Genomic DNA, 26,023 nt, shown 5'->3' on the forward strand with positions numbered 1-26,023 from the left:
TGGTTCACAAATGGTTGATCCCGGCGCTCGGTTCGCCGCAAACCGGCGGGAGAATGACTCCCGCCTCCCGCTCAATAGGCGTTGCGATGGATCAGCACGTTCGCGGTGCCGATCAGGATCGCGATGTCCCGCATCAGGCTCCAGCCGTGCAGATATTCCAGGTCCGCCTCCACCCGGTTCAATATGTCGCGCCGCGTTTCCGTCGCCCCCCGGAAACCGCGCACCTGCGCGAGGCCGGTGATGCCGGGCTTCAATGCGTGCCGGTGCCAATATTGCCGGTCGACCTGCCAGAAAAGCTGCTGTTCCGCCGTCGAGCCAAGCGCATGGGGACGCGGCCCGACGAGGCTCATCTCGCCTAGCAGCACGTTGATGAGCTGCGGCAGTTCGTCGATGCTGGTCCTGCGGATGAAACGCCCGACCCGCGTGATGCGATCGTCGTCGCGCCGCGTAGAAGCCGCGCCCGCCGCATCGCACTGCTCGACCTTCATGCTGCGGAACTTGAGAATATGGAACAGACGGTTGCCCCGGCCGATCCGCTCCTGCCGGAAGAAGACCGGTCCCGGCGAATCCAGCTTGATGGCGACGGCTATGGCGATCATCAGGGGCATGAGGGCGATCAGGACCGGCACGGTGAGCGCGATGTCCAGAAGCCTCTTCTTCGCCCGGTTGGCAAGGTTCAGCGGTCCTCGAGCGACAACCAGCGTCGTGACGCCGCGGCAGTTCTGTACCGCGAGCGGCGCCATGGGCGCGAGTTCGGGCACCACGATTTCGCCCAGGATATTCGCGCCCTTGAGCATTTGCGCCCAGTCCGCCTTGCGTTCGGCAGGACAGGAGATCACGACCCGATCGAAGTCCCGCAGCACCATGCCCAGCCGGTGCAACATATAGGGATCGTCCAGATCTGCCTTGAGGCCGATGGTGGGAGCGTCCAGGATCACCATGCCGTTCACATTTTCCGGGATGAAGCCTTCGTCGATGATCAAAAGCTGGGTGAAAAGATCATTGCCGAAATTTCGCCGGACAGTCCGCGTGATGAGGACCCGCTGGGCTATCAGCAAAGTGCCGCTGCACACCAGTCCCGCCGCGATGCCCAACCGGGACAAGTTGCCCGTGGCCTTGAGCGAAAAGAGGACGAGCAGGAAAATGAGAAGGGTTCCGGCAAACGCCATCGCTACGCTGCGGCATGATGCCGTGCCGTGAGTCAGGCATCGCGGGTTGTAAGCCTGGCTGTGGAAGGCGACGAAACCATAGACGACGATGCCGCCGCACAAGGGTTGCCACAGACCCGTCGACCAGACAGGGATGGAGGCTGTCTGCATTCCCAGGGCAAACCCTGCGGCCAGCGCTGCCATATCTGCAAGCAGCAGAAGCAGGCAAAGCCACAGCCGTGTGTTTTGCTGAACAGCGGCGGCGGCAGGCTGACGACCGGGAACTCCCTCGATCGCCAGATCGATCTTAGACATCGGCAACCCTTTTTTTGTCAAGGCATCGGTCAACTACCAACCGCATGTATTGCGGCGGATCAGGCTGTCGGACATCCGCACCTATATTAACCTAAAGCCATTTGACTTATGTTGCGCGGCAGCAGGACATAAATACATGGCTCTGACAATCGGCTGTGGGACATGCGGACCCGGTTTTCCGACGATCCGTTGAAGACGGAAAAGCCGATTCGGACCGGGTTTTTCGCAGCTGCGCTCGGTTATTCCCTTGTCGGCGTTCGATTTTTTGCTTCGAAGGCGCTATCAGTGCGCGATAAGCCAGCCGATCAGCGCAAGAGCGGCGAAAAATGTCGCCGGTCCCGCCCAACGCGACAGGCGGGAGGCGAAATTGTCCAGCCTTGTCGCTATGGAAACGGGCTGCTTTTCCTGATCCGCGGACGCGTCGGCCTTCACGGTCCCATCCTGCCGAGGGCGTCGAAGAGCGACCGGGGCATCCGGGCTTTCATCGAACGGAGGTGGAAAAAGTTCAACCATCTTTCATCCTGGCGCAAATTTCATCGTGCCCGTCGAAGCAGAATAGCCTGTGTTCGGGAAAAGCGAAACCTTGCCCGCCGCATTTTTCTTTGAAGCAAAGTCGCTGCGATCCCCATTTGAGATTCGATCTAAGATTCCGCAGCGCGTCCGTCACCGCTTTCATAAGGGGAATGGGCGCGGTCAGGAGATGCTCGCTATCTGGAACCGCCGCCCACCCGATCGTTCGCTGAAGCGCAAAGCCGCTAAGACGGGGGCGCAAGACGTCCATGTGGCGATAGCTTTCCGGCATGACGGTGACGCCCAAGGCTGCGGCGACCATCTGCATCACGCGCTCGTCATTCGTCGAGCGGAGGGCGAAATGAGGCCGTACGCCGCGTTCGGTGAAATGACGACTGATGTCGGACAGCGCCTCGCAATTGCGGCGTACGATCATGACGTCGTTGGCAAGCTCTTCCGCCGTGATCTCCTGCCTGTCCGCCAGCGGATGACCGGCGGGAATGGCGAGCGCGTAGCCTTCCGTGACGATCGGCCTCTCCGCAAAGCGGTCGCCGCCTCGCCCGACGAGCGACAGGGCCAGATCGATCCTGCCCTTCGCCAGATGGCCCGTCAGTTCGCGTTCGCTGCCGAAAACCAGTTCGAACCGCCAATCCTTTCGCGGCGCGGTCGACGCGATGGCCGATGCGATGAGCGCGCCGGATATGCTGTCCAGAACGCCCAGTCGCAGGGGAGGCAGATCGACCGCCTTGTCCATGGCCTGAAGCGCGAGGTTGAATTCCCGTTCGATGCGGCGGGCATGGGGGAGAAAGCGCGCGCCCGCGTCGGTGAGTTCGATCCGTTGGTTGGACCGGACGAAAAGGGGAAGGCCGAGCGTCCGCTCCATCTTGGCGATGCCGACCGACAGGGTGGGCTGGGACACGTGGCAATGGGCGGCGGCGCGGGAGAAGTTGCCCTGATCGACGACGGCGAGGAAATAGCGAAGGAGATAGCGATCCAGCAAGATATTCCTCCGAAGGACGATTATAGATTCTGTTAATAGCATTGTTACCGAAATTTCAATTTTCCGATGGATGGGCCGCGCGCTAGGGTGGAGGCGAGGAGAGACGCGATGACTGATTTCGACTTCGGCCTGGGCGAAACCGCCGACATGATCCGGGAGAGCGCGGCGCGGTTCGCGGCCGACCGGATCGCGCCCCTTGCGGCGGAGATCGACGCGAAGGACTGGTTTCCGCGCGATCTCTGGCCCGAAATGGGGGCGCTTGGCCTGCACGGGATCACCGTCGAGGAGGAATGGGGCGGCCTGGGCCTTGGCTATCTGGAGCATGTCGTCGCGCAGGAGGAAGTCGCGCGGGCCTCGGCCTCCATAGGGCTGTCCTATGGGGCGCATTCCAATCTTTGCGTCAATCAGTTGCGCCGCTGGGGCAATGCGGCGCAGAAGGCGGCATATCTGCCCCGGCTGATTTCGGGCGAGCATGTCGGCAGCCTCGCCATGTCGGAGGCGGGAGCGGGATCGGACGTCGTGTCCATGAAGCTGCGCGCCGAAAAGCGGGGGGACCGCTATGTGCTCAACGGCACGAAATTCTGGATCACCAACGCGGCGGAGGCCGACACGCTGATCGTCTACGCAAAGACGGGCGAAGGATCGCGCGGGATCACGGCCTTCATCATCGAAAAGGGCTTCAAGGGCTTCTCCATCGGTCAGAAGATCGACAAGATGGGGATGCGCGGCAGTCCGACCGGCGAGCTGGTCTTCGACGATTGCGAGGTGCCGGAAGAGAATGTCATGGGGCCGCTCGACGGCGGGGTCGGCGTGCTGATGTCGGGCCTCGATTACGAGCGCACGGTGCTGGCGGGGATACAGCTCGGCATCATGCAAGCCTGTCTGGACGTCGTGCTGCCCTATGTGCGGGAACGCAGGCAGTTCGGACAGCCCATCGGCGCGTTCCAGTTGATGCAGGCGAAGGTCGCCGACATGTATGTGGCGCTCAATAGCGCGCGGGCCTATGTCTACGCGGTCGCGAAAGCCTGCGACGCGGGCAGAACGACCCGCTTCGACGCGGCGGGGGCGATCCTGCTGGCGAGCGAGAATGCGATGAAGACCGCGCTGGAAGCGGTGCAGGCGCTGGGCGGCGCGGGCTATACGAAGGACTGGCCGGTCGAACGCTATATGCGCGACGCCAAATTGCTGGACATCGGCGCGGGGACGAACGAAATTCGCCGCATGTTGATCGGCCGGGAATTGATCGGGGCATGAGCGCGCCGGCTCTGGATGGGAAGCTGTCAACGGACGGCGACGCTTTCCGCGCCAATGCGGCCATCAATCGCGCCCTGGCGGAGGAATTGCGGACTAAAGTGGCCGAGGCGGCGCGGGGCGGCTCCGCCAGGGCGCGGGAGAAGCATGTGGCGCGGGGCAAGCTGCTGCCGCGCGAGCGGGTGGAGCGGCTGCTGGACGCGGGATCGCCCTTTCTGGAGATCGGGCAGCTTGCGGCCCATGATCTGTATCAGGGCGAAGTGCCGGGCGCGGGCCTGATTACGGGCATCGGCCGGGTGTCGGGCCGTCAGGTGATGATCGTCTGCAACGATGCGACGGTGAAGGGCGGAACCTATTATCCGCTGACCGTCAAGAAGCATTTGCGGGCGCAGGAGATCGCGCTGGAGAACCGGCTGCCTTGCATCTATCTGGTCGACAGCGGCGGCGCGAACCTGCCCAATCAGGCGGACGTGTTCCCGGACAAGGAGCATTTCGGCCGCATCTTCTTCCATCAGGCGACCATGTCGGCGCAGGGCATTCCGCAGATCGCCTGCGTGATGGGGAGCTGCACGGCGGGCGGCGCCTATGTCCCGGCCATGTCGGACGAGACGGTGATCGTCCGCAATCAGGGGACGATCTTCCTGGCCGGTCCGCCGCTGGTGCAGGCGGCGACGGGCGAGGTCATCAGCGCGGAGGATCTGGGCGGCGGCGATCTGCATGGCCGCAAGTCCGGCGTGGTGGATCATGTCGCGGAAAATGACGATCATGCGCTCAGCATCGTGCGGGACATCGTTTCGACGCTCCAGCCGGATCGCGCAGCCGACATCCATGTTCGCGAGGCGCGGCCGCCGAAATTCGCGGCCGAAGATCTTTACGGCATCATCCCGGAGGATGTGCGCGCGCCCTATGACGTGCGCGAGGTGATCGCGCGGTTGGTGGACGGCAGCGAATTTCACGAGTTCAAGGCGCTCTACGGTTCCACGCTGGTCTGCGGCTTTGCCCATATCTGGGGGATGCCGGCGGCGATCCTCGCCAATAACGGCGTGCTGTTCAGCGAAAGCGCGCAGAAGGGCGCGCATTTCATCGAACTGGCCTGCCAGCGGCGTATTCCGCTGCTGTTCCTCCAGAACATCTCCGGCTTCATGGTCGGGGGGAAATATGAGGCGGAAGGGATCGCCAAGCACGGCGCGAAGCTGGTGACGGCGGTGGCGACGGCGCAGGTTCCCAAGATCACGGTGCTGATCGGCGGCAGTTTCGGCGCGGGCAATTACGGGATGTGCGGACGGGCTTATGGGCCGCGCTTCCTCTTCACCTGGCCCAACAGCCGCATTTCCGTGATGGGCGGGGAACAGGCCGCGTCGGTGCTGGCGGCGGTGCACCGCGACGCCGCCGCATGGACGGCGGAGGAAGCCGAAGCCTTCAAGGCGCCGATCCGGCGGAAATATGAGGAGGAAGGCAATCCCTATCACGCCACGGCGCGATTGTGGGACGATGGCGTCATCGATCCGGCGCAGACCCGCGACGTGCTGGGGCTGGCCTTTGCGGCGACGTTGAACGCGCCGATCCCCGACCGTGCCCAATTCGGCCTGTTCAGGATGTGATGCCGATGATCCGTTCCCTCCTTATCGCCAATCGGGGCGAGATCGCCTGCCGCATCGTCCGCACCGCGCGGCGCCTGGGTATCCGCACCGTGGCGGTTTATTCGGACGCCGATGCCGGGGCGTTGCATGTGCGCCAAGCGGACGCGGCCGTGCATATCGGGCCGTCGCCTGTCCGTGAATCCTATCTGCTGGGCGACCGGATCATCGCCGCCGCGCGGGAGACGGGGGCGGAGGCGATCCATCCGGGCTATGGTTTCCTATCGGAAAATGCGGACTTCGCGCAGGCGGTGATCGACGCCGGGCTGATCTGGGTCGGTCCTGATCCGGCGAGCATCACGGCCATGGGATTGAAGGACGCCGCCAAGTCCCTGATGAGCGAGGCGGGCGTGCCGGTGACGCCGGGCTATCTGGGGCAGGACCAGAGCGGGACGCGGCTGGCGGCGGAGGCGGACGCCATCGGCTATCCCGTGCTGATCAAGGCGGTCGCGGGCGGCGGCGGCAAGGGGATGCGGAAGGTCGATGGGCCGGGGGATTTCGCCGAGGCGCTGCTGTCGTGCCGGCGGGAAGCGGCTTCGTCCTTCGGCAACGATCAGGTGCTGCTGGAAAAATGGGTGACGAACCCGCGCCATATCGAGGTGCAGGTTTTCGGCGACCGGCACGGCAATGTCGTCCATCTGTTCGAGCGGGACTGCTCGCTCCAGCGGCGGCACCAGAAGGTGATCGAGGAAGCGCCCGCGCCAGGCATGGATGACGCCACGCGGGAGGCGATCTGCGATGCGGCGGTCCGGGCGGCCAGGGCGGTGGACTATGTCGGCGCGGGAACGATCGAGTTCATCGCGGACGGTTCGGAAGGGCTGCGGGCCGACCGCATCTGGTTCATGGAGATGAACACACGGCTTCAGGTCGAACACCCTGTCACCGAGGCGATCACGGGACAGGATCTGGTCGAATGGCAGTTGCGCGTGGCGTCGGGCGAGCCGTTGCCCCGCACGCAGCGGGAATTGTCGATCGATGGCTGGGCGATGGAGGCGCGGCTCTATGCCGAAGACCCGGCCAACGGCTTTCTGCCGTCCATCGGATCGCTGGAGGCGTTCGATCTGGGCGGGGGATGCCGGATCGATACGGGTGTGGAGCAAGGGGCGGAGATATCGCCCTTCTATGATCCGATGATCGCCAAGGTCATCGCCTATGGTCCCGACCGGGACGCGGCGCGAGAGCGGCTGGCGGCGTGCCTGAGCGATAGCGTCATCTGGCCGCTCAGGACCAATGCGGGATTTCTGGTGAAGGTGCTGGAGCATCCGGCCTTCGTCGCGGCGGATGTCGATACGGGGCTGATCGGGCGGGAAGGGGACAGGCTGATGCCGCCGGAGCGGCCTTCCGAAGCGGCGCTGGAGGATGCGGCGGCGGCGTTAAGCTTCGGCGGCGGGCCTGGCGGGTTCCGGTTGAACGCGCCTGCGCGGCGGGAGGCGTCTTTCCTGCTGGACGGCGAGGCGGTGAGCGTCTCGTTCGATCCGGGCCGGGGCGGCAAGGCCGATGACGCGGTGTTGATCGCGGAGGGCGGGCAGGTCTGGCGGCTGTCGCAATGGCGCGTGGACGGCATGGCGGCCGGAGGCGCGTCCGATGGGCTGGTGCTCTCGCCCATGCCGGGGCGGATCATTTCGGTCGCCGTCGCGCAGGGCGGCAGGGTGGCCAAGGGTCAGAGGCTGCTGACGCTGGAAGCCATGAAGATGGAACATGGGCTTGCCGCGCCCTTCGACGGGGTGGTGGCGGAACTCCATGCGGCGGAAGGCGGCCAGGTCAGCGAGGGCGCCTTGCTCGCGCGGATCGACAAGGGAGAGGAATGATGGCGGGGCGCTTTTTCGATCAGTGGCGGATCGGGGACCGGATCGCCCATGACATCCGCCGCACCGTGACGGAAACGGACAATCTCCTCTTTTCAACGATGACGCATAATCCGCAGCCGCTGCATCTGGATGCGGAGGCGGCGAAAGCGTCGGAGTTCGGGCAGATCCTCGTCAACGGCACCTTCACCTTCGCCCTGATGGTCGGGTTGTCGGTCGGCGACACGACGCTGGGGACGCTGATCGCCAATCTGGGCTATGACAAGCTGGTCATGCCCAGGCCCGTGTTCATCGGCGACACTTTGCGCGCGGAGACGGAGGTGACGGCGCTCAAGCCCAGCCAATCGCGGCCCGGCGCCGGCATCGTCACCTTCACGCACCGCCTGCTCAACCAGCGGGACGAAATCGTGTGCGAATGCCTCCGCACGGTGCTGATCCAGGGTAGCCCGGACTGAAACGCCGGATCGATATATATCGTGCGTGTGGCATCCGGCTGAAAATCGCTCTAAGGGAGCGCGGAAACCGTGCCTGCCCTTCGGCTTTCAGCCTGCTTGACGGGGATGATCTATCAGGGAGGGGCGGCTTCGATTTGACGATTCCGCTCGAAAGGAGCACCATTGCATTCTTTGGAAAACCCCCGAGAGGACGCGACGTTGATCCGCCTGGAAGCGGCAGACGCATTGATAGCCCAATGGACGCGGCGCCATGGCGCGGCGCGTGACCAGCTGCTGCCGCTGCTGCATATGTTGCAGGAAGAAATGGGCTTTGTCGACGACGCGCTGGTCGCGCCGATTGCGGCCGCGTTCAACTTGAGCCGGGCGGACGTGCACGGCGTCGTCACCTTCTATCACGACTTCCGCCGTGTTCCGGCTGGACGCCATGTGGTGAAGATCTGCCGCGCGGAAAGCTGTCAGGCGCGCGGCGGGGCCGCGATCGAGGCGGCGGCGGCGGAGCGGCTGGGCGTCGCCATGGGCGGAACGCGCCGCGACGGGCAGGTGACGCTGGAGGCGGTTTACTGTCTGGGCCTGTGCGCCGTCGGCCCCAATGCGCTGGTGGACGGCAGGCCGGTGGCGCGGGTCGATGTGGGCAGGCTGGACGCCATCGCGCGGGAGATCGCCGCATGAAACGCGTCTATGTCAGCCGGGACATGGCGTCCGTCGCCCTGGGCGCGGACGAGATCGCGCGGACCTTGGCCCAGGCGGGATGCGACGTCGTTCGTACCGGATCGCGCGGGCTGTTTTCCATCGAGCCGCTGGTCGAGGTGGAAATGCCGGAAGGCCGCATCGGCTATGGGCCGGTCGGCGCGGCCGATGTGGGCAAGATCCTCGACGGGACGCATCCCCATCGGCTGGGCGATGTGGGGGCGCTGCCCTTCTTCGCGAGCCAGCAGCGGTTCACCTTTGCCCGGTGCGGCATCACCGATCCGCTCAGCCTTGAGGATTATGCGGCGCATGGCGGCTGGCGCGGACTGGATGCCGCGCGGGCCGCCGCGCCGCAGCAGGTGGTCGATATCGTCAAGGCCAGCGGCCTGCGGGGGCGCGGCGGCGCGGGCTTTCCCACCGGGATCAAGTGGCAGACGGTGCTGGACGCGCCCGACGGTCCCAGGTTCATCGTCTGCAACGCGGACGAAGGCGACAGCGGCACCTTCGCCGACCGCATGTTGATGGAGGGCGACCCCTATTGCCTGATCGAAGGCATGGCGATTGCCGCGCATGCCGTGGGGGCATCGCGCGGCTATATCTATATCCGCAGCGAATATCCCTTCGCCATCGACACCATGCGCGCGGCCATCGACCGGGCGGCTGGCCGGATCGCGCCGTTCGTCATCGAAGTGCGGGCGGGCGCGGGCGCCTATGTCTGCGGCGAGGAGACGGCGCTGCTCGACAGTATCGAGGGGAAACGCGGTCAGGTGCGCGCCAAGCCGCCGCTGCCGGCGCTCAAGGGGCTGTTCGGCAAGCCGACCGTCATCAACAATGTGCTGTCGCTGGCGGCGGTGCCGTTCATCCTCGCGGAGGGCGCGCAAGCCTATGCCGATGTGGGTTTCGGCCGTTCGCGCGGGACGATGCCGGTGCAGCTTGCGGGCAATGTGAAGCATGGCGGCCTGTATGAAGTCGGCTTCGGCATCACCCTGGGCGAACTCGTGAACGACATAGGCGGCGGCACGGAAAGCGGCCGCCCGGTGCGCGCCGTGCAGGTGGGCGGGCCGCTGGGCGCTTATTTCCCGCCGTCCATGTTCCATCTGCCCTTCGACTATGAAGCCTTCGCGCAGGCGGGCGGGCTGATCGGCCATGCGGGCATCACCGTGTTCGACGACACCGCCGACATGGCGCAGATGGCGCGCTTTGCAATGGAGTTCTGCGCGGTGGAAAGCTGCGGCAAGTGCACGCCCTGCCGGATCGGATCGACGCGCGGGGTGGAGGTGATGGATCGCATCATCGCGGCGCGCGATGCGGCCCCCGTCGCGGCGGAAGGCGCGGCGGGCGGCTATCTGGGCGAGGCGCTCCATTCGCGCGCGCCGTCGCGTATCGATACGGGGATCGAGGCGCAGACGGCCCTGCTGCGCGATCTGTGCGACACGATGAAATTCGGGTCGCTCTGCGCGCTGGGCGGGTTCACCCCCTATCCGGTGCTGAGCGCGCTGGATCATTTTCCCGAAGATTTCGGCGCACCGGCGCCCATCGAACAGGCAGCGGAATAAGCATCATGACATTCACCCGCGAAACCGATCACGGCACGCCGCCCGCCATCGCCACGGGCAAGAGCGTCACGCTCACCATCGATGGCGCACAGGTGACGATGCCCGAAGGCACGTCGATCATGCGCGCGGCGTCGCTGACGGGCTGCTCCATCCCCAAGCTCTGCGCGACAGACAATGTGGAGAGCTTCGGTTCCTGCCGCCTGTGCCTGGTGGAGGTCGAAGGCCGGGCCGGTTATCCCGCGTCCTGCACCACGCCCGTCGCGGACGGGATGATCGTCCGCACCCAGACGGAGCGGCTGAAGCAGCTTCGGCGCGGGGTGATGGAGCTGTATATCTCCGACCATCCGCTCGATTGCCTGACCTGCCCGGCCAACGGCGATTGCGAGTTGCAGGAGCAGGCGGGCGCGGTCGGCCTGCGCGAGGTGCGTTACGGCTATGACGGCGCGACCAATATGGGGCAGGCGAAGGACCAGTCGAACCCCTATTTCGATTTCGATCCCAGCAAGTGCATCGTCTGTTCGCGCTGCGTGCGGGCCTGCGACGAGGTGCAGGGCACCTTCGCGCTGACCATCGAGGGACGCGGGTTCGATTCCAAGGTGTCGCCGAGCCAGGGGCAGGATTTCCTGTCGTCGGAATGCGTGTCCTGCGGGGCCTGCGTTCAGGCTTGCCCGACCGCGACGCTGACGGAGAAGAAGGTGGTGGAGATCGGCACGCCGGATCGCGCCGTGGTGACGACCTGCGCCTATTGCGGCGTCGGCTGCACCTTCCGCGCGGAAATGCGGGGCGAGGAGCTGGTCCGCATGGTGCCGTGGAAGGAAGGCAAGGCCAATCGCGGCCATAGCTGCGTCAAGGGGCGTTTCGCCTGGGGCTATGCCCAGCATCAGGATCGTATCTTGAAGCCCATGATCCGCTCCAGCGTCACCGAGCCTTGGCGCGAAGTAAGCTGGGACGAGGCGATTGCCTATACGGCGAGCGAGTTCCGCCGGATCCAGGCGCAATATGGGGCGCGGTCGGTGGGCGGCATCACCTCCAGCCGTTGCACCAACGAAGAGACGTTCCTCGTCCAGAAGCTGATCCGGCAGGGCTTCGGCAACAACAATGTCGATACCTGCGCGCGGGTTTGCCATTCGCCCACGGGCTACGGCCTCAAGACGACCTTCGGCACATCGGCGGGCACGCAGGATTTCGACAGCGTGATGAAGTCGGACGTCATTCTGGTGATCGGCGCCAATCCGACCGACGGGCATCCGGTCTTCGGCAGCCGCATGAAGCAGCGTCTGCGGCAGGGCGCGAAGCTGATCGTGATCGATCCGCGCCGCATCGACCTGGTGAAATCGCCCCATATCGAGGCGGCGCATCATCTGCCGCTGCGTCCGGGCACCAATGTCGCGATGATGACGGCGCTGGCGCATGTGATCGTGACCGAGAAGCTTTATGACGAAGCGTTCATCCGGGAACGGTGCGACTGGGACGAGTTCGAGGATTGGGCCGCGTTCGTGTCCCAGCCCAGCCGTTCGCCCGAAGCGGTCGAGCCGCTGACCGGGGTGAAGGCGCAGGATGCGCGCGCGGCGGCGCGGCTTTATGCCACGGGCGGGAACGGGGCGATCTATTATGGCCTCGGCGTGACCGAGCATAGCCAGGGCAGTTCGACCGTGATGGCGATCGCGAACCTTGCCATGGCGACCGGCAATGTCGGGCGGGAAGGCGTGGGCGTCAATCCGCTGCGCGGGCAGAATAATGTGCAGGGTTCCTGCGACATGGGCAGCTTCCCGCATGAGTTTTCCGGTTATCGCCATGTGTCGGACGATGCGGTGCGCGGGCTGTTCGAGCGGAAATGGGGCGTGACGCTGGACGCGGAGCCGGGGCTGCGGATTCCCAACATGCTGGATGCCGCGACCGAAGGATCGTTCAAGGGACTGTTCATCCAGGGCGAGGATATCTTGCAGTCCGATCCCAATACCCATCATGTCGCGGCGGGGCTGGCGGCGATGGAATGTGTCGTGGTGCAGGACCTCTTTCTGAACGAGACGGCGAATTACGCGCATATTTTCCTGCCCGGTTCGACCTTCCTGGAAAAGGACGGGACGTTCACCAACGCGGAACGGCGCATCCAGATGGTGCGCAAGGTGATGGCGCCCCTGAACGGCTATGCCGATTGGGAGATCGTGCAGTTGGTGGCGCAGGCTGTGGGGCTGGACTGGTCCTACACCCATCCTTCTGAAATCATGGATGAAATTGCCGAATTGACCCCGACGTTCGCGGGCGTGCATTATGCGCGGCTGGAGGCGGAAGGGTCGCTGCAATGGCCCGCCAACGAAGCCGCGCCCCATGGCACGCCGACCATGCATATCGACGGTTTCGTGCGGGGCAAGGGCAAGTTCGTCGTCACCGATTATGTGCCGACGGACGAGAAGACGGGGCCGCGTTTCCCGCTGCTGCTGACGACCGGGCGAATCCTCAGCCATTACAATGTGGGCGCGCAGACGCGGCGGACGGCCAATACCGCATGGCACCCGGAGGACCGGCTGGAAATCCACCCGGCCGATGCGGAGAACCGGGGCATCAAGGATGGCGACTGGGTGGCGCTGAGGAGCCGGGCCGGGGAGACGGCGCTGCGCGCGCTCATCACCGAGCGGGTCGCGCCGGGGGTCGTCTATACGACATTCCACCATCCCGATACACAGGCCAATGTCATCACCACCGACTATTCGGACTGGGCGACCAATTGCCCGGAATATAAGGTGACGGCGGTGCAGGTGGCGCTTTCCAACGGGCCGTCCCACTGGCAGGAAGGCTATGCCGAGCATAGCCGCCTCAGCCGCCGCATCGTGCCGCTTGAGGCCGCTGAATAGGATCGCCCCATGAATGACGAAAATGCGGTGATGTCGACCGCCGACCGCCTGATCTACATGGCCAACCAGATCGCGCGCAACGTCGCGGTCATGGGGCAGGATGAGGCGGCGGCGATGGTCGAGGACCATATCCGCAGTTTCTGGGACCCGATGATGCGGCGGCAGATCGTGGCGCTCGCCGCCGAGCGGCCCGATGCGCTGTCGCCGATCGCCGCCGCCGCCGTCGGCCGGATCGCCGTGCATTGCAGGTGACACCGGGGCAGGGCGCGGTCGCCAACCAGGCGTTCCGGCGGCTGACCCCGGAGGGCGAGGAGGCGTCCGTCATGCGCGACCTGGCGGAGGAAGTGCCGGTCGCGCTGGAGTTCAACGGGATCGGCTATGCCGTACTGATGGCGACGCCGGCGGATATCGCCGATCTGGTGCTGGGCTTTGCCCTGTCGGAGCGATTGATCGAAGCGGGCGATCCGGTTTTCGCGGTCGATGTCCATGCGGCGGAGGAGGGCATCGTCGCCCGCGCCACATTGCCGCCGGAGCGGACCGATGCTCTGCTGGACCGGGTGCGGCACCGCGCGACGGACTCCTCCTGCGGCCTTTGCGGGATCGAGAATATCGAACAGGCGATGCGGCCGCTGCCGCCCGTCACGGCGCGGAGCGGGGCCGACGAGGCCGCGATCTTCCGCGCGCTGGAGGCATTGCAGGCGCATCAGCCGCTCAATGCGCGGACGGGGGCGGTCCATGCCGCCGCATGGGTCGGAAGCGATGGCGCGATCCGGCTGGTGCGGGAGGATGTCGGGCGGCACAATGCCTTCGACAAGCTGATCGGCGCGATGCGCAGGGCGGCATTGGGGGCGGGGACGGACTGGGATGGCGGCTTTGTGCTGCTGTCGTCGCGCTGCTCTTATGAACTGGTGGAAAAGGCGGCGCTCAGCGGCTGTCCGCTGCTGGTGACGATTTCCGCGCCTACGGCTCTGGCGCTGCGCCGGGCGCGGGAGGCGGGGCTTGACCTGCGCGTGGTCGCGCGGCGGGACGCGATGCTGGCGCCGGGCGGATGAAGGGCATATTGGGCGTGGTGCTGGCGGGCGGGCTTTCCAGCCGGTTCGGAACGGACAAGGCGCAGGCGCTGTATCGCGGGCGGACGCTGCTCGACTGGTCGGTGGGCAGGCTTGACGGTTTTGCCGACGATGTGGTGGTGGCCGGGCGGGCGCATCCCGCTTATGCGGGCGTCGAGGACCGGCCCCGCGCCGGGCTGGGGCCGCTGGGCGGAATCGCGGGAGCGATGGCGGCCGCGGCGGAGCGGGGCCTGGGGCATGTGCTGTCGCTGCCCTGCGACACGCCCGACGTGCCGCGCGCATTGCTGGAAGAACTGTGCGGAGAAAAGCGGGCGGCCTATGCGGAAGGCTGCCCGGTGATCGGGCTTTGGCCCAGCGCGCTGGCGGACGAACTGGAGGCGCGTCTGCTGCGGACCGGCGGCCGTTCCGTCCGGGGATGGGCGGAGAGCATCGGCGCGCGCCCCGTCGGGATCGGGCTGAACATCGCGAACGTCAATCGGGCCGAGGACCTGGAGCGGCTGGCGAGGGACGACCGGCTTCCTTTTTCCGATTGAGCGGCGACGGGCTTCGCGCAAATCGCAGAACGATATATCCCGTCAGCGCCGAAAGGATCGAGCCGCCCAGAACGCCGATCTTGACTTCGTCGATCAGCATCGGATCGGAAAAGGCGAGGCCGCCGATAAAGAGGCTCATCGTGAACCCGATTCCGCACAGCAGCGCGGTGGCGTAGATCTGGGTCCATGTGGCGCCGCCCGGCCTTGCGCTCAATCCCAGGCGGTCGCACAACCATATGGCGCACAGGACGCCGATCTGCTTGCCGAAGAAAAGCCCGGATGCGACGCCCAGCGGCAGCGGCGCCAGAAGTTGCGGCAGGCCGATGCCGGCAAAGGACACCCCGGCATTGGCGAACCCGAACAACGGCACGATCGCATAGGCGACCCAGGGATGAAGCGCATGTTCCAGCCGGTGCAGCGGCGATTCCCTGCTGTCGGGCGCGCCGGGCGTGGCGGTGATCGGGATGAGCGACGCGGCGAGCACGCCGGCGATCGTGGCATGGACGCCCGACAGCAGCACCGCCAGCCAGAGCAGGACGGCAAGCGCCAGATAGGGCCGGAGCGCCTTGACGCCCGCACGGTTGAGAATGAACATGGCGCCCATGACAATCCCGGCGGCCAGCAGCGCCAGGCCGCTGATCTGGCTGGTATAGGCGAGCGCGATGATCGCGACCGCGCCCATGTCGTCGACGATCGCCACGGTGGTCAGGAACAGTTTGAGCGAGGCCGGAACCCGCTTGCCCAGCAATGCCATCACCCCGATGGCGAAGGCGATGTCGGTCGCCGAGGGAATGGCCCAGCCGCGCGCCAGTCCCGGCGTCGACGCGGTGACGAGCAGATAGATGAGCGCCGGCACCGCCATGCCGCCCACGGCCGCGACGGCCGGCAGCGCGCGATCGGACCAGCTCGACAGATGACCGTCGACGAGTTCGCGCTTTATCTCCAGCCCGACGAGCAGGAAGAACAGGGCCATCAGGCCGTCATTGATCCAGTGCAGCAGCGAGAGCGGACCCACATGGGCTCCCAGCGCGCCGAAATAGCTTTCGCCAAGCGGGCTGTTGGCGACCGCCATGGCGAGAGCCGCCGCGATCATCAGCAGGATGCCGCCCGTCGCCTCGCTATGCAGGAAATCCCGGAACGCGGAAATCGGTCCCCTTCTAACCATCCCAGCCGTCAAACGATGTGCTCCCCCTGACCGATCCGGCTCCTGCCCTACCGTCCTGCCGTTGAAGGCACAACTGTGCGCTCGACTAGGCTCCCAGCGCCATCCAGAGCGCCATCGCGACCATCATCACATTCTCGGTGAGCGATACGAAGCCCAGCGGCACGTTGCTGTTGCCGCCCACGCAGGCGCATTTGAGTTCGCGCCTGTCGATATAGACCGCCTTGAACACCGACACCGCGCCGATGCCGCCGATGGCAAGGGCGACGGGGATCGAGAGCCAATTGAGCGAATGGGTGAGCATCAGCGTGCCCGCGCCCAGCTCAAGGAAGGGATAGGCCCGGCCGTAAGGCGGGAAGCGGCGGGCGAGCAGGTCATATCCCAGGAACATGGTGGCGAAGCGGTCCACATCCTGCAATTTCAGCATGGCGAGCAGCATCATGGCGACCGCGATGAAACGCTCGACCGCGAGGATGCCGACGAGCGGGGCGAGGGTCAGCCAGTTGACCGACAGCGCGATCAGGGCCGCGACCGCGAAGACCGCGAGCACGGGCACATAGCTGGTCGCGCCCGGATCGCGGACCGGCAGGCCGAAATAGCGGCGCAGGTCGTCATGGCCGCCGATCCTCTGGCCGTCGATGAAGATTTGCGGCGTCGTCTTGACGTCATGCTGCGCCTTGAAGGCGTCGGTTTCCTCACGGGTGGTGAGCCAGTGATCCTCGACCGCATAGCCCTTGCGCCGCAGCAGCCAGCGCGCCTTGATGCCATAGGGGCAGATATGTTTGGGCATCACCATCCGATAGAGGACGGCCTTCTTTTGCGGGGCGCTGGTCATGAGCATCCTTTTCTTGCGCGTAATACGGATGCTTCCCATATAGGTTCCGTACCATGGTACGGAGTCAAGGGCATGGCGACGATTTCCGGTTTGGCGAAGAAAGGCGGCGTCGGCGTGGAGACGGTGCGCTTCTATCAAAGGCGTGGTTTGCTGGGGACGCCGGAGCGGGATGGCGGCGTGCGGCGATACGGCGCGCAGGACGTGCGGCGGCTGAAATTCATTCGCGGGGCGCAGGCGGCGGGCTTCACGCTGGAGCAGATCGGGGAATTGCTGAAGCTGGATGCGGGGCGGGACCGGGCGAGGGCGCGGGAACTGGCGGCGGAGCGGCTGGCGGCATTGGATGCGAAGATCGCGGAGCTTGAAGCGGCGCGGATGTCGCTGCGGCGGCTGGCGCGGGAATGCGGGGCCAGCGAGGAGGGGCCTTGCCCGATCATCGCGGCGTTTGAGGGTGAGGGTGGTTAATGGGGTGAGGTTTGTGTTCCAGGGGCAATGACCATTTCCGGCCATTTGCGGTCATCCACCCATGACCGCCCCCAGCGCGGACTTTAGAATCCCACCATCAGCCCGTCTATCGCGCCTTGCAGGATGTAGCTCGCCGCCAGCTTGTCGACCAGTTCGTCGCGGCGGGCGCGGCTGGCGTCGGCTTCCAGCAATGTGCGCGTCACCGCCTGCGTCGACCAGCGTTCGTCCCAGAGGAGGATCGGGCGGCCCAGGTCCGCTATGTTGCGGGCGAAGGCGCGGCTCGCCTGACAGCGTGGGCTTTCGCTGCCGTCGAGGTTGAGGGGGAGGCCGATGACCACGCCCTTCACCTGCTGCTGGTCCATGAAGGCGGCGAGCGCGATCTTGTCCTTGCTGAACTTTCCGCGCGTGACGGTATGGGCGGGGCTGGCGATGGACCAGCCCGCGTCGCACAGTGCGAGGCCGATGGTCTTGCTGCCCACATCCATGCCGATCAGGCGGCCGCCATGGGGCAAGGCTTCGCGAAAGACGGCGCGGTCGGCGGTGAGGATGGGGGCGCTCATTTCAGGAACGCCGCCAACCGGGCGCGGGCGTCTTCGCGCACATCGGCCCAGAACAGGTTGTAGTCATAGACGTGGTAATTGTTGCCGGGCAGGGTGAACGGCCCCATGTCCACCGGCTCCCCGATCAGCAGGAAGCCGTTGGCGGCGCAGCGGGCGGGGACGGCGGCGGCGACGAGCAGGGCGGGCTTGTCGTCCTCCCTGCTCTGGAGCGTGCCGCGATTGGCGCTGGCGGGCGCGGAGCCGTTTTGCGTGCCGGTCAGCGGATTGGTGCAGAGCATGTGCGTGCCCTTGCGCGGCTTTCCGGTGAGGCCCTTATGCGCGTCGAACAGGGTGACGATGGCGGACGGATCGGCCGGTTCGGCATAGCTTTGCCAACTGAGGACGCAGCGCGCCTGATCCCGCTTCGCGCAGGCGGGAAGGCCCATGGCGGGCAGGTCGGCTTCGACCGAAAGGGGCCAGCCCACCGCATAGGCGGCGACGATGCGCTTCGCGAGCGGTTTGCCCGCGACCTGATCGCGCATCAGGCGCATGAGATGCAGCGACCCCTGGCTATGCGCGGCGAGAATGACGGGACCGTCCGGGTTGGCTTTGAGGAAGGCGGCGAAGGCTTGCGAGACGTCGCGATAGGCGGCGCCGATGGCCTTCTGCCCCTCCGGCTTGCCGGTCAGGAAGGCGCCGTAATTGGCCTGACGGTAGCGCGGCGCCCAGATGGTGCCGGCCGCATTGAAGGCGCTGGCCTGCTCCTTCACGAAGCGGCGGGCGGTGCTCAGCGAATCCCTGTCGTCCAGCCGCATGTTCCAATGCGCGTCGCCCAGCGCGGTGATGTAGGAGGTGGGGTGGATGAAGAAGACCGCCGTTTTTTGCGCGGCCGGCGCGTCCTTGACGCCCGCGGGGGTCCAGAGGGCCGGATTGTCCCGAGCGATGTCGGGGCGGGCGATCCACATCTTTGGATCGTCATAGGTGTTGGCGGGCAAAGGCTGGAGCGGGGCGAAGGCTTCGCGCGGGACCATGACCGCCCGGATCATCTCCATCCCCCACAGGCGGTAGGCCAGCAGGGCCGCGATCACCAGCACGATCAGGGCCGCGACGATATAGAGGAACTTGCGGGCCAATCCCTGCTCTCCGTTCTTGGGCGTGGCGGCCTGTCTGGCGCAAGGGCGGGGCGCTGGCAAGTCGCGAAACGGCTTGAAGCGGGCAGGTGCGGATGCTAGCGGCGAGCCATGTCCATAGACCTTCAGACCGTCAAGAAGATCGCCAGCCTTTCGCGCATTTCGGTGAGCGATGCCGAAGCGCAGGCCATGGTGCCCGAACTCAACAACATCCTGGGATGGGTGGAGCAACTGGGCGAGGTGGACGTGACCGGCGTTCAGCCGATGACCGCCGTCATCCCCAACCATCAGCGCCTGCGCGAGGATGCCGTCACGGATGGCGACGTGCGCGACAAGGTGCTGGCGAACGCGCCGCAGGCCGAACATGGCTTTTTCGCGGTGCCCAAGGTGATCGAATAATGCCGAATTCCACAGATAAGAACGCTTTGACCGATCTGACGGTCGCGGAAATCCGCGACGGCTTTCGTGGCGGCGCTTTTTCGGCGCGCGAAGTGGCCGAGGCGTTCAACGCCAATGTGGCGGCGGCGAAGGCGCTCAATGCCTTTATCGTCGAGACGCCGGAAAAGGCTCTGGAAGCCGCCGATGCCGCCGACAGGGCGAAGGCGGCGGGCGAGGCTTTGAAGCCGCTGGCGGGCGTGCCCATCGGCATGAAGGATTTGTTCTGCACCGAGGGCGTGCAGACCACCGCCGCGTCGCACATGCTGGAAGGCTTTACGCCGACCTATGAATCCACCGTGTCGAAGAAGCTGTGGGATGCGGGCGCGGGGATGCTGGGGAAGCTGAACCTCGACCAGTTCGCCATGGGGTCGTCCAACGAGACGAGCTATTTCGGCAATGTGATCTCTCCCTGGAAGCGCAAGGGCGGGGATAATGCCGCGCTGGCTCCGGGCGGGTCTTCGGGCGGGTCTTCGGCCGCGATCGCGGCGCGGCTGTGCCCGGCGGCGACGGGGACCGATACGGGCGGATCGATCCGTCAGCCCGCGGCCTTCACCGGGATTTCGGGGATCAAGCCGACCTATGGCCGCTGCTCGCGCTGGGGCATCGTGGCGTTCGCGTCCTCGCTGGATCAGGCGGGGCCGATGGCGCGGACGGTGCGGGACAATGCGATCCTGCTGGAAAGCATGGCGGGTTTCGATCCCAAGGATTCGACGTCGCTCGATCTGGAAGTGCCCCGGTGGGAGGCCGGACTTTCGAGCGACCTGCGCGGCAGGAAGGTCGGGATTCCCAAGGAATATCGCCCCGACGGCCTGAATGCGGAGATCGCGGCGCTGTGGGACCGGGGCATCGAATGGCTGAAGGATGCGGGCGCGGAGGTGGTCGAGGTGTCGCTGCCGCATACGCAATATGCGCTGCCGACCTATTATATCATCGCGCCGGCGGAGGCTTCTTCGAACCTCGCGCGCTATGACGGGGTGCGTTATGGGCAGCGCGACTTGCCCGATGGGGCGGGCTTGCAGGACATGTATGCCGCGACCCGTGCCGCCGGGTTCGGGCCGGAGGTCAAGCGCCGGATCATGATCGGCACCTATGTGCTGTCGGCGGGCTTCTACGACGCTTATTATACGCAGGCGCAGAAGGTCCGGGCGCTGATCGCGCGCGATTTCGAACTGGCTTTCGAAAAGTGCGACCTGCTGCTGACGCCGACAGCGCCGAGCGCCTCCTTCGCGCTGGGCGAGAAGCAGGCCGATCCGCTGGCCATGTATCTGAACGACGTGTTCACGGTGCCCGCGTCGCTTGCCGGACTGCCCGCGATGGCGGTGCCGGGCGGGCTGGACGCGCAGGGGTTGCCGCTGGGCCTCCAGATCATCGGCAGGGCGCTGGACGAGCAAAGCGTGCTCAACGCGGGCCTCGCCATCGAGGAACGCGCGGGCTTTGCGGCGCGGCCGGAGAAGTGGTGGTAGGCGGCACGCCATGCCGGCGAAAGCTGGCATCCCACTGCCTTTGTCGCCACATTAGAAAAGAGAGATCCCAGCTTTCGCTGGGATGACGGTGTAGAGAGATGACCCAGACAGCATATCGCATCCAGGGCGCAACCGGCGAGTGGGAGGTCGTGATCGGCCTGGAAGTCCACGCGCAGGTGACGAGCAAGGCGAAGCTCTTTTCAGGGGCCGCGACGGCTTTCGGCGCGGAGCCGAACACGCAGGTGAGCCTCGTCGACGCGGCGATGCCCGGCATGTTGCCCGTGCCCAATCGCGAATGCATCCGGCAGGCGGTGCGCACCGGCATGGCGATCAATGCGCAGATCAACAAATGGTCGCGCTTCGACCGCAAGAATTATTTCTACGCGGACCTGCCGCAGGGCTATCAGATCAGCCAGTTGTATCACCCCATCGTGGGCGAGGGCGAGATCGAGATCAATCTCGACGAGAAGAACCCTGACGCGCAAACCAAGGTGATCGGGGTCGAGCGCATCCATGTCGAGCAGGACGCGGGCAAGCTGATGCATGACCAGCATCCGACGCGCTCCTATGTCGACCTCAACCGGTCGGGCGTGGCGCTGATGGAGATCGTGTCGCGGCCCGACATGCGTTCTCCTGCCGAAGCAGGGGCTTATCTGTCGAAGCTGAGGACGATTCTGCGCTATGTTGGATCGTGCGACGGCAATATGGATCAAGGGTCGATGCGCGCCGACGTGAACGTGTCGGTTCGCAAGCCCGGCGGGGAATTGGGCACCCGGACCGAGACGAAGAACGTCAATTCGGTCCGTTTCGTCATGCAGGCGATCGAATATGAGGCCAGCCGTCAGGTCGATGTGCTGGAAGCGGGCGGCAAGATCGTGCAGGAAACCCGCCTGTTCGATCCCGACAAGGGCGAAACGCGCTCCATGCGGTCGAAGGAAGACGCGCATGATTATCGCTATTTCCCCGATCCCGACCTGTTGCCGCTGGAACTGGACGACGCGTTTCTGGAGGAATGCCGCCAGTCGCTGCCCGAACTGCCGGACGCCAAGCGCAAGCGGTATGAGAAGGATCTGGGCCTTTCCGCCTATAATGCCGCCGTGCTGACGGCCGAGGCGGACACGGCGCGCTGGTTCGAGGCGCTGCTGGCCGAAGGCGCGCGGGTCCAGAAGAAGAGCGAGGGCGAAGTCGCCAAGGCTTCGGCCAACTGGCTGCTGTCGGAGCTTTATGGGGCGCTCAACCGGCTGGGCCGGACGCTGGAGGACAGCCCGGTGACGCCGGAGGACGGCGCGGAACTGCTTGCACTGGTCGCGGACGGCACGATTTCAGGCACCATCGCCAAGCAGGTGTTCGAGATCATGCTGGAAAGCGGCGGCAAGCCCGCGCAGATCGTCGAGGAAAAGGGCCTCAGGCAGACGTCCGATACAGGCGCGATCGAGGCGGCGGTGGCCAAGGTGCTGGCCGGCAATGCCGACAAGGTCGAGCAATATAGGGGCGGCAAGGAAGCGCTGTTCGGTTTCTTCGTGGGACAGACCATGAAGGCGATGCAGGGCAAGGCCAACCCGCAAGTGGTGAACGAATTGCTGAAGAAGGCGCTGGCCTGACGGAGCGGTCCACGGTGCACGATGGCTGTTTTGGGCCATTTTCTGCCGTTCAGTGAAGAGAGACGGTGCAACGTCCGCAAACCACGCAAAGCCGCCGTCCAACGCACGGGCCGTGCCAAGCTGCATAATCCCTAAATAAAGAAAGGGCGCCGCCATGGGGGACGGCGCCCTTTCCGTTTCAAGGCCATGTCCCCGGGGGCGGGGGCATGGCATGATCGGCGAACCGGGAGGGTCTGTGGGGTCTGGCCCGCCGATCCATTCCCAAGACGTCACAGGATGAAGTTTACCGTCGCGCGAAAGGCGATGGCGACGTGATTTTGCTGTTCTTCGGCGCTGAACTCTCCGCCGACGCGGAAGCTGTCATTGCCGCCGACCAGCCGCGCGCGTCCGGTCCAGCCGTTTGTGCGGTCGTCCGGGATCAGCGTGAACTGCTCGCCGCCCTTGAAATAGGCGACGGTATCGCCCAGCGATCCGCCGATGATCTGGCGGCGCCCGCCCTCCAGTTCGAAGCGGACCCAGCCATCCTGCGGGTCGAGGCTGCCGAAATCATAGCCTGCGGTGATCGTGCCGTTGGCGGTCAGTTCATCGCTGGTGCGGCCCAGCACGGTGAGGTTGAACGCATCGCCGCCGCCGCTTTCGGAATAGCCCTTTTCCTTGAGGCGGTAATAGTCGATCCCCGCCGCCGGACGCAGCGACAGGCGGCCCATGCGCTTTTCCCAGGAAATGCCCGCCATGGCGGAATAGAGCTTGCCCGACCAGTCGCCTTCGGCCGAGCGCGATACCGTGCCGCTGGCGAAACGGCGCGTGCCGTTGAAGTCGATATGCGCGGCCGAGGCGCGAGCGAACGCCTGGACCGGGCCGAAATCGCCGCGCCAGTGCGCCGCCAGTTCGAACTGGTCGGAATCGACGGCCAGATTGCTGCCGCCCTTGGAATCGCTCCCATGGATATAGGCGAAGGAACCGCCGAATGCGCCGATGCCGGTCAGATATTCGACGCCGGCATTCGCGCCCCAGCCGTTGATGTCGTAGGATGCGGTGCTGCCCACGCTCTTGGAACTGCCGAACGCCACCTGTTGCAGCCAGAAGCCCAGCCGCCCGTCCTTGGCGCGGTAGATGCCGCCCGGATCGGACAGGACGCGCGCGGTGGCGCGGGAACCGGACGTGACCGCTTCGAACGTGCCGCCCGCATGATCCGGCAGCATCTGTTGCAGATTGGCCTTGAGCGCTTCGCCGTCCGCCACGGCCAGATAGGCATTGGCGACCGCGCTGTCATTGTCGAGCGCGTTGAAGACCGCCTGATAGGCGCGCGCCTGAGAGCCTGACAGGCCCAGTTCCGCCACGCTTTTCGCCGCGACGCTCAGGGTGACTTCGCCCGTGCCGTTGTCGGCGGTTACGCTGCCCTTGAACATATAGGGAAGCAGTGTCGTGCCGGACAGCGAGGGCGAACCGCTGAGCGATCCGGCGCGGACGATGACATAATCGCCCGCCGCGCCCTTGACGTTGGTCATGGTCGCCTTGACCTGCGAGCCGTCCGCGAAGCTGGCCGCGCCCGCCACGTCATAAGTGGTGTGCGTGCCGTTCGCGCCGTCGATGGTCACGCCGAGGACGGAGCCGGACCCCGCCTGAAGCGAGCCCAGCGCCACCGATCCGGCGTTGGTGGCATTGAGCGTGCCGCCGTTCAGCACCAACGCTGTCTGGCCGCTGTTCAGCAGCTTTCCGGTGAAGATCGCCGTGTCGGACAGCGTCATGCCGCTGCCCTGACCCGCGAAGTCGATATCGCCTGTCACCTTTGACGTGTCGGCAAGGCTGAGCGCGCCCGTCCCCGCGCCGAAAGCGATGTTGCCGCTGTGGCTGGCGCTGCCCGACAAAGCGAGACTGTCATCGCCCGCGCCCATGCCGATGTCGCCTGCGATCGTGCCCGCCGAGACGGTCATGACGTCATTGCCCGATCCCAGCCGGACATCGCCGACGATGGACGGCGCGGCGGCATCCGCCGACGCGAGCGATTGCCCCAATGTCACGCCGGAGCCGTTGGCGCTGAGGTCGATGGCGACGTTCGATCCCGCCTTGCCGCCGCTCGCGCTGATCTTGCCCGTGTTGGTGAGCGTGGAGACGGTGCCGGAGGAATCGAGAATGGCGACGGCCGCGCCTTTCTCGCTGCTGCCCGCCGTGGCCTGCACCGTGCCGCTGACCGCGATGGCGCCGCTATGCGCGCCCGCGTCGATCACGATGGCGCGGGCGGCGGTCCCGTCCTTGCTGGAGCCGGTGGCGCCGACATTGCCGGAGATTTCCAGCCGGTCGGCGCGCGCGCCCGACCCAAGGCGCAGTGCGGTGGCGTTGCTGTCATAGGAGACCGCCGAGATGGTCCCGGCGATCAGCGCGCCCTTCGTGACGGTGACGCCGCCGCCGAGACCGCCGATGACAAGACCGTTCGCGTCCACCCCGTCATAGACGCCGTTGGCTCCGATCCCGCCCTTGACGATCAGGCCGTAGCCGGAGCTTTCGGTCGCGACCGCGCCGATGCTGGTGTCGCGGTCCGCCGCGCCAACCTGGACGGCGGCGGCGGAACCGTAGGTGACGATGGAGGCGCTGCCTTCGCTGCTGTCGGTCAGGCCGTCATTGTCGATGTCGGTGTCGTCCTCGTCATCCTCGTCGGTGCGGGTGGGGGGAATGTCGAAGATGATGCCGCCCGTCACGTTGCCCGCGATGCGGACCGCCGACCCGCCCTGGAGCAGATCGTCCGCGTCCAGCTTGCTCGTGTCGGTCGGACGAGTGGTGGAGCGATAGCCGGTGCTGGCGATCGTGCCCTGGATCTTGACCGCGCCGTCGACATCGCCCAGCAGCGCCGCGCCCACGCTGCTTGCGCCCTGCACCGACGTCGTTCCGCGCAACGTGACATTGCCGGTCACGTCATTGGCGATCACGCCATAGCCGTTGTCGCCCACCACATTGATGGTGCCGCTGGTTGAAAGATTGCCCGTCAGCGGCGCGTCGACGCGAATGCCCGCCGACTGGTTGCCTTCGATGGAGATGGTGCCGCTATGGTCGATGGCGCCGGTATGGGCCGCGCCCGGCTGGACCCAGATGCCCTTCTTGTTCGATCCCTTGGCGAAGGGGCCGTCCAGGTCGCCGTCATCGTCGTCATCCTTGGCCGTATAGTCTTCGGTCAGCGTTATCGTGCCGCTGTCGGTGATCGCGCCCGTGGTGCCGGGCGTCACCGCTATGCCGGTCACGTTGTTGGCGTCGTTGATCGTCAGCTTGCCTGCGTTGGTGATCTTGTTGCTGCTGTCCAGCGTGATGGCCGCGCCGCCGGTGAGCGTGATCGAGCCTTTCGCCGTGACGTTGACGTCGTCCGCCGCGCCGTTGGCGGCGGTCGACGTCTTGACCGGGGCGGTGGTGCTGGAATCGATCTTGGTTTCGGCCGAAGCATGGGTAGCGGCCAGCGCCGCCAGAACCGGCGTGATGGCCGTGCAGGCCAAAAGATGTCGCATGATGTCTCCTCTGCGTGGGCGCTGTTTTCTGCGCGCCTATGCGGGAGTGACGTTGCCGTCCGGGCGTTCCCGTGCCGAAAAAT

The 26,023-nt window shown here is 65.8% G+C and carries 22 protein-coding genes; 14 read left to right on the forward strand and 8 right to left on the reverse strand.

Going from position 1 to position 26,023, the window contains the following annotated elements:
* Nucleotides 1-71 precede the first annotated feature (71 nt).
* The 3 genes from IQ35_RS04495 to IQ35_RS04505 form a co-directional block, all read right to left on the reverse strand.
* On the reverse strand, nt 72-1,463 hold the full coding sequence (locus tag IQ35_RS04495; protein ID WP_145072099.1) for a sugar transferase: 1,392 nt from the start codon (nt 1,461-1,463) through the stop codon (nt 72-74).
* 282 nt (nt 1,464-1,745) lie between these two features.
* The gene (locus IQ35_RS04500) at nt 1,746-1,895 is read right to left on the reverse strand and encodes a hypothetical protein (protein ID WP_021246754.1); all 150 of its coding nucleotides are present in this window, start codon (nt 1,893-1,895) and stop codon (nt 1,746-1,748) included.
* A 73-nt stretch (nt 1,896-1,968) separates the two neighbouring features.
* On the reverse strand, nt 1,969-2,973 hold the full coding sequence (locus tag IQ35_RS04505) for a LysR family transcriptional regulator (RefSeq protein WP_145072100.1): 1,005 nt from the start codon (nt 2,971-2,973) through the stop codon (nt 1,969-1,971).
* Between the two features lie 108 nt (nt 2,974-3,081).
* Here IQ35_RS04505 and IQ35_RS04510 point away from each other — a divergent pair, with 108 nt between their 5' ends.
* The 10 genes from IQ35_RS04510 to mobA all read left to right on the forward strand — a co-directional run bounded on the left by IQ35_RS04510 (nt 3,082) and on the right by mobA (nt 14,819).
* The gene (locus tag IQ35_RS04510) at nt 3,082-4,227 is read left to right on the forward strand and encodes an isovaleryl-CoA dehydrogenase (protein WP_021246752.1); all 1,146 of its coding nucleotides are present in this window, start codon (nt 3,082-3,084) and stop codon (nt 4,225-4,227) included.
* Entirely contained in the window at nt 4,224-5,825 is a 1,602-nt protein-coding gene (locus IQ35_RS04515; RefSeq protein ID WP_145072101.1) for a carboxyl transferase domain-containing protein, read from the forward strand. Before IQ35_RS04510 ends, IQ35_RS04515 begins: the two co-directional genes overlap by 4 nt.
* Nucleotides 5,826-5,830: 5 nt before the next feature.
* Nucleotides 5,831-7,669 (forward strand): acetyl/propionyl/methylcrotonyl-CoA carboxylase subunit alpha, encoded by a 1,839-nt coding sequence (locus tag IQ35_RS04520; RefSeq protein ID WP_145072102.1) that lies wholly within the window; start codon nt 5,831-5,833, stop codon nt 7,667-7,669.
* A complete protein-coding gene (locus IQ35_RS04525) occupies nt 7,669-8,121 on the forward strand; it encodes a MaoC family dehydratase (protein WP_021246749.1) in 453 nt (150 codons plus the stop codon). The genes IQ35_RS04520 and IQ35_RS04525 overlap by 1 nt, the downstream gene beginning before the upstream one ends.
* A 171-nt stretch (nt 8,122-8,292) precedes the next feature.
* Nucleotides 8,293-8,790: an NAD(P)H-dependent oxidoreductase subunit E gene (locus tag IQ35_RS04530; protein ID WP_376699484.1), complete on the forward strand. Its 498-nt coding sequence runs from the start codon at nt 8,293-8,295 to the stop codon at nt 8,788-8,790.
* Nucleotides 8,787-10,364 (forward strand): NADH-ubiquinone oxidoreductase-F iron-sulfur binding region domain-containing protein, encoded by a 1,578-nt coding sequence (locus IQ35_RS04535; RefSeq protein WP_145072103.1) that lies wholly within the window; start codon nt 8,787-8,789, stop codon nt 10,362-10,364. The genes IQ35_RS04530 and IQ35_RS04535 overlap by 4 nt, the downstream gene beginning before the upstream one ends.
* Before the next feature lie 5 nt (nt 10,365-10,369).
* A complete protein-coding gene (fdhF, locus tag IQ35_RS04540) occupies nt 10,370-13,216 on the forward strand; it encodes a formate dehydrogenase subunit alpha (protein WP_021246746.1) in 2,847 nt (948 codons plus the stop codon).
* A gap of 9 nt (nt 13,217-13,225) precedes the next feature.
* Nucleotides 13,226-13,468: a formate dehydrogenase subunit delta gene (locus IQ35_RS04545; RefSeq protein ID WP_021246745.1), complete on the forward strand. Its 243-nt coding sequence runs from the start codon at nt 13,226-13,228 to the stop codon at nt 13,466-13,468.
* 71 nt (nt 13,469-13,539) lie between these two features.
* Nucleotides 13,540-14,268, forward strand: a complete 729-nt coding sequence (gene fdhD, locus IQ35_RS04550; protein ID WP_145072289.1) for a formate dehydrogenase accessory sulfurtransferase FdhD — start codon at nt 13,540-13,542, stop codon at nt 14,266-14,268.
* The gene (gene mobA, locus IQ35_RS04555; RefSeq protein ID WP_021246743.1) at nt 14,265-14,819 is read left to right on the forward strand and encodes a molybdenum cofactor guanylyltransferase; all 555 of its coding nucleotides are present in this window, start codon (nt 14,265-14,267) and stop codon (nt 14,817-14,819) included. The genes fdhD and mobA overlap by 4 nt, the downstream gene beginning before the upstream one ends.
* Here mobA and nhaA read toward each other — a convergent pair.
* Both nhaA and IQ35_RS04565 read right to left on the reverse strand, forming a co-directional pair.
* Nucleotides 14,758-15,984, reverse strand: a complete 1,227-nt coding sequence (gene nhaA / locus IQ35_RS04560) for a Na+/H+ antiporter NhaA (protein ID WP_145072104.1) — start codon at nt 15,982-15,984, stop codon at nt 14,758-14,760. The two genes, mobA and nhaA, sit on opposite strands and share 62 nt — an antisense overlap.
* A gap of 85 nt (nt 15,985-16,069) precedes the next feature.
* Nucleotides 16,070-16,816, reverse strand: coding sequence for a MauE/DoxX family redox-associated membrane protein (locus IQ35_RS04565; protein WP_021246741.1), 747 nt, complete (start codon nt 16,814-16,816; stop codon nt 16,070-16,072).
* A gap of 72 nt (nt 16,817-16,888) precedes the next feature.
* Here IQ35_RS04565 and IQ35_RS04570 point away from each other — a divergent pair, with 72 nt between their 5' ends.
* On the forward strand, nt 16,889-17,278 hold the full coding sequence (locus tag IQ35_RS04570) for a MerR family transcriptional regulator (protein WP_145072105.1): 390 nt from the start codon (nt 16,889-16,891) through the stop codon (nt 17,276-17,278).
* A gap of 83 nt (nt 17,279-17,361) precedes the next feature.
* On the opposite strand, the gene ruvX is transcribed toward IQ35_RS04570, so the two are convergent.
* Both ruvX and IQ35_RS04580 read right to left on the reverse strand, forming a co-directional pair.
* Complete coding sequence (ruvX, locus tag IQ35_RS04575; RefSeq protein ID WP_145072106.1) at nt 17,362-17,838, reverse strand: Holliday junction resolvase RuvX; 477 nt, start codon at nt 17,836-17,838, stop codon at nt 17,362-17,364.
* Nucleotides 17,835-18,950: a DUF3089 domain-containing protein gene (locus IQ35_RS04580; protein WP_145072107.1), complete on the reverse strand. Its 1,116-nt coding sequence runs from the start codon at nt 18,948-18,950 to the stop codon at nt 17,835-17,837. The genes ruvX and IQ35_RS04580 overlap by 4 nt, the downstream gene beginning before the upstream one ends.
* Nucleotides 18,951-19,058: 108 nt before the next feature.
* Here IQ35_RS04580 and gatC point away from each other — a divergent pair, with 108 nt between their 5' ends.
* From gatC to gatB, 3 genes are all read left to right on the forward strand, one after another.
* Nucleotides 19,059-19,346, forward strand: a complete 288-nt coding sequence (gene gatC, locus IQ35_RS04585) for an Asp-tRNA(Asn)/Glu-tRNA(Gln) amidotransferase subunit GatC (protein WP_145072108.1) — start codon at nt 19,059-19,061, stop codon at nt 19,344-19,346.
* Nucleotides 19,346-20,848 (forward strand): Asp-tRNA(Asn)/Glu-tRNA(Gln) amidotransferase subunit GatA, encoded by a 1,503-nt coding sequence (gene gatA / locus IQ35_RS04590; protein ID WP_145072109.1) that lies wholly within the window; start codon nt 19,346-19,348, stop codon nt 20,846-20,848. The genes gatC and gatA overlap by 1 nt, the downstream gene beginning before the upstream one ends.
* Nucleotides 20,849-20,946: 98 nt before the next feature.
* On the forward strand, nt 20,947-22,449 hold the full coding sequence (gene gatB, locus IQ35_RS04595) for an Asp-tRNA(Asn)/Glu-tRNA(Gln) amidotransferase subunit GatB (protein ID WP_145072110.1): 1,503 nt from the start codon (nt 20,947-20,949) through the stop codon (nt 22,447-22,449).
* 269 nt (nt 22,450-22,718) lie between these two features.
* Here gatB and IQ35_RS04600 read toward each other — a convergent pair whose 3' ends face one another.
* Nucleotides 22,719-25,940: an autotransporter outer membrane beta-barrel domain-containing protein gene (locus tag IQ35_RS04600; protein ID WP_145072111.1), complete on the reverse strand. Its 3,222-nt coding sequence runs from the start codon at nt 25,938-25,940 to the stop codon at nt 22,719-22,721.
* Nucleotides 25,941-26,023 lie beyond the last annotated feature (83 nt).

The organism is Sphingobium wenxiniae (assembly GCF_007830065.1).
Lineage (GTDB): Bacteria > Pseudomonadota > Alphaproteobacteria > Sphingomonadales > Sphingomonadaceae > Sphingobium > Sphingobium wenxiniae.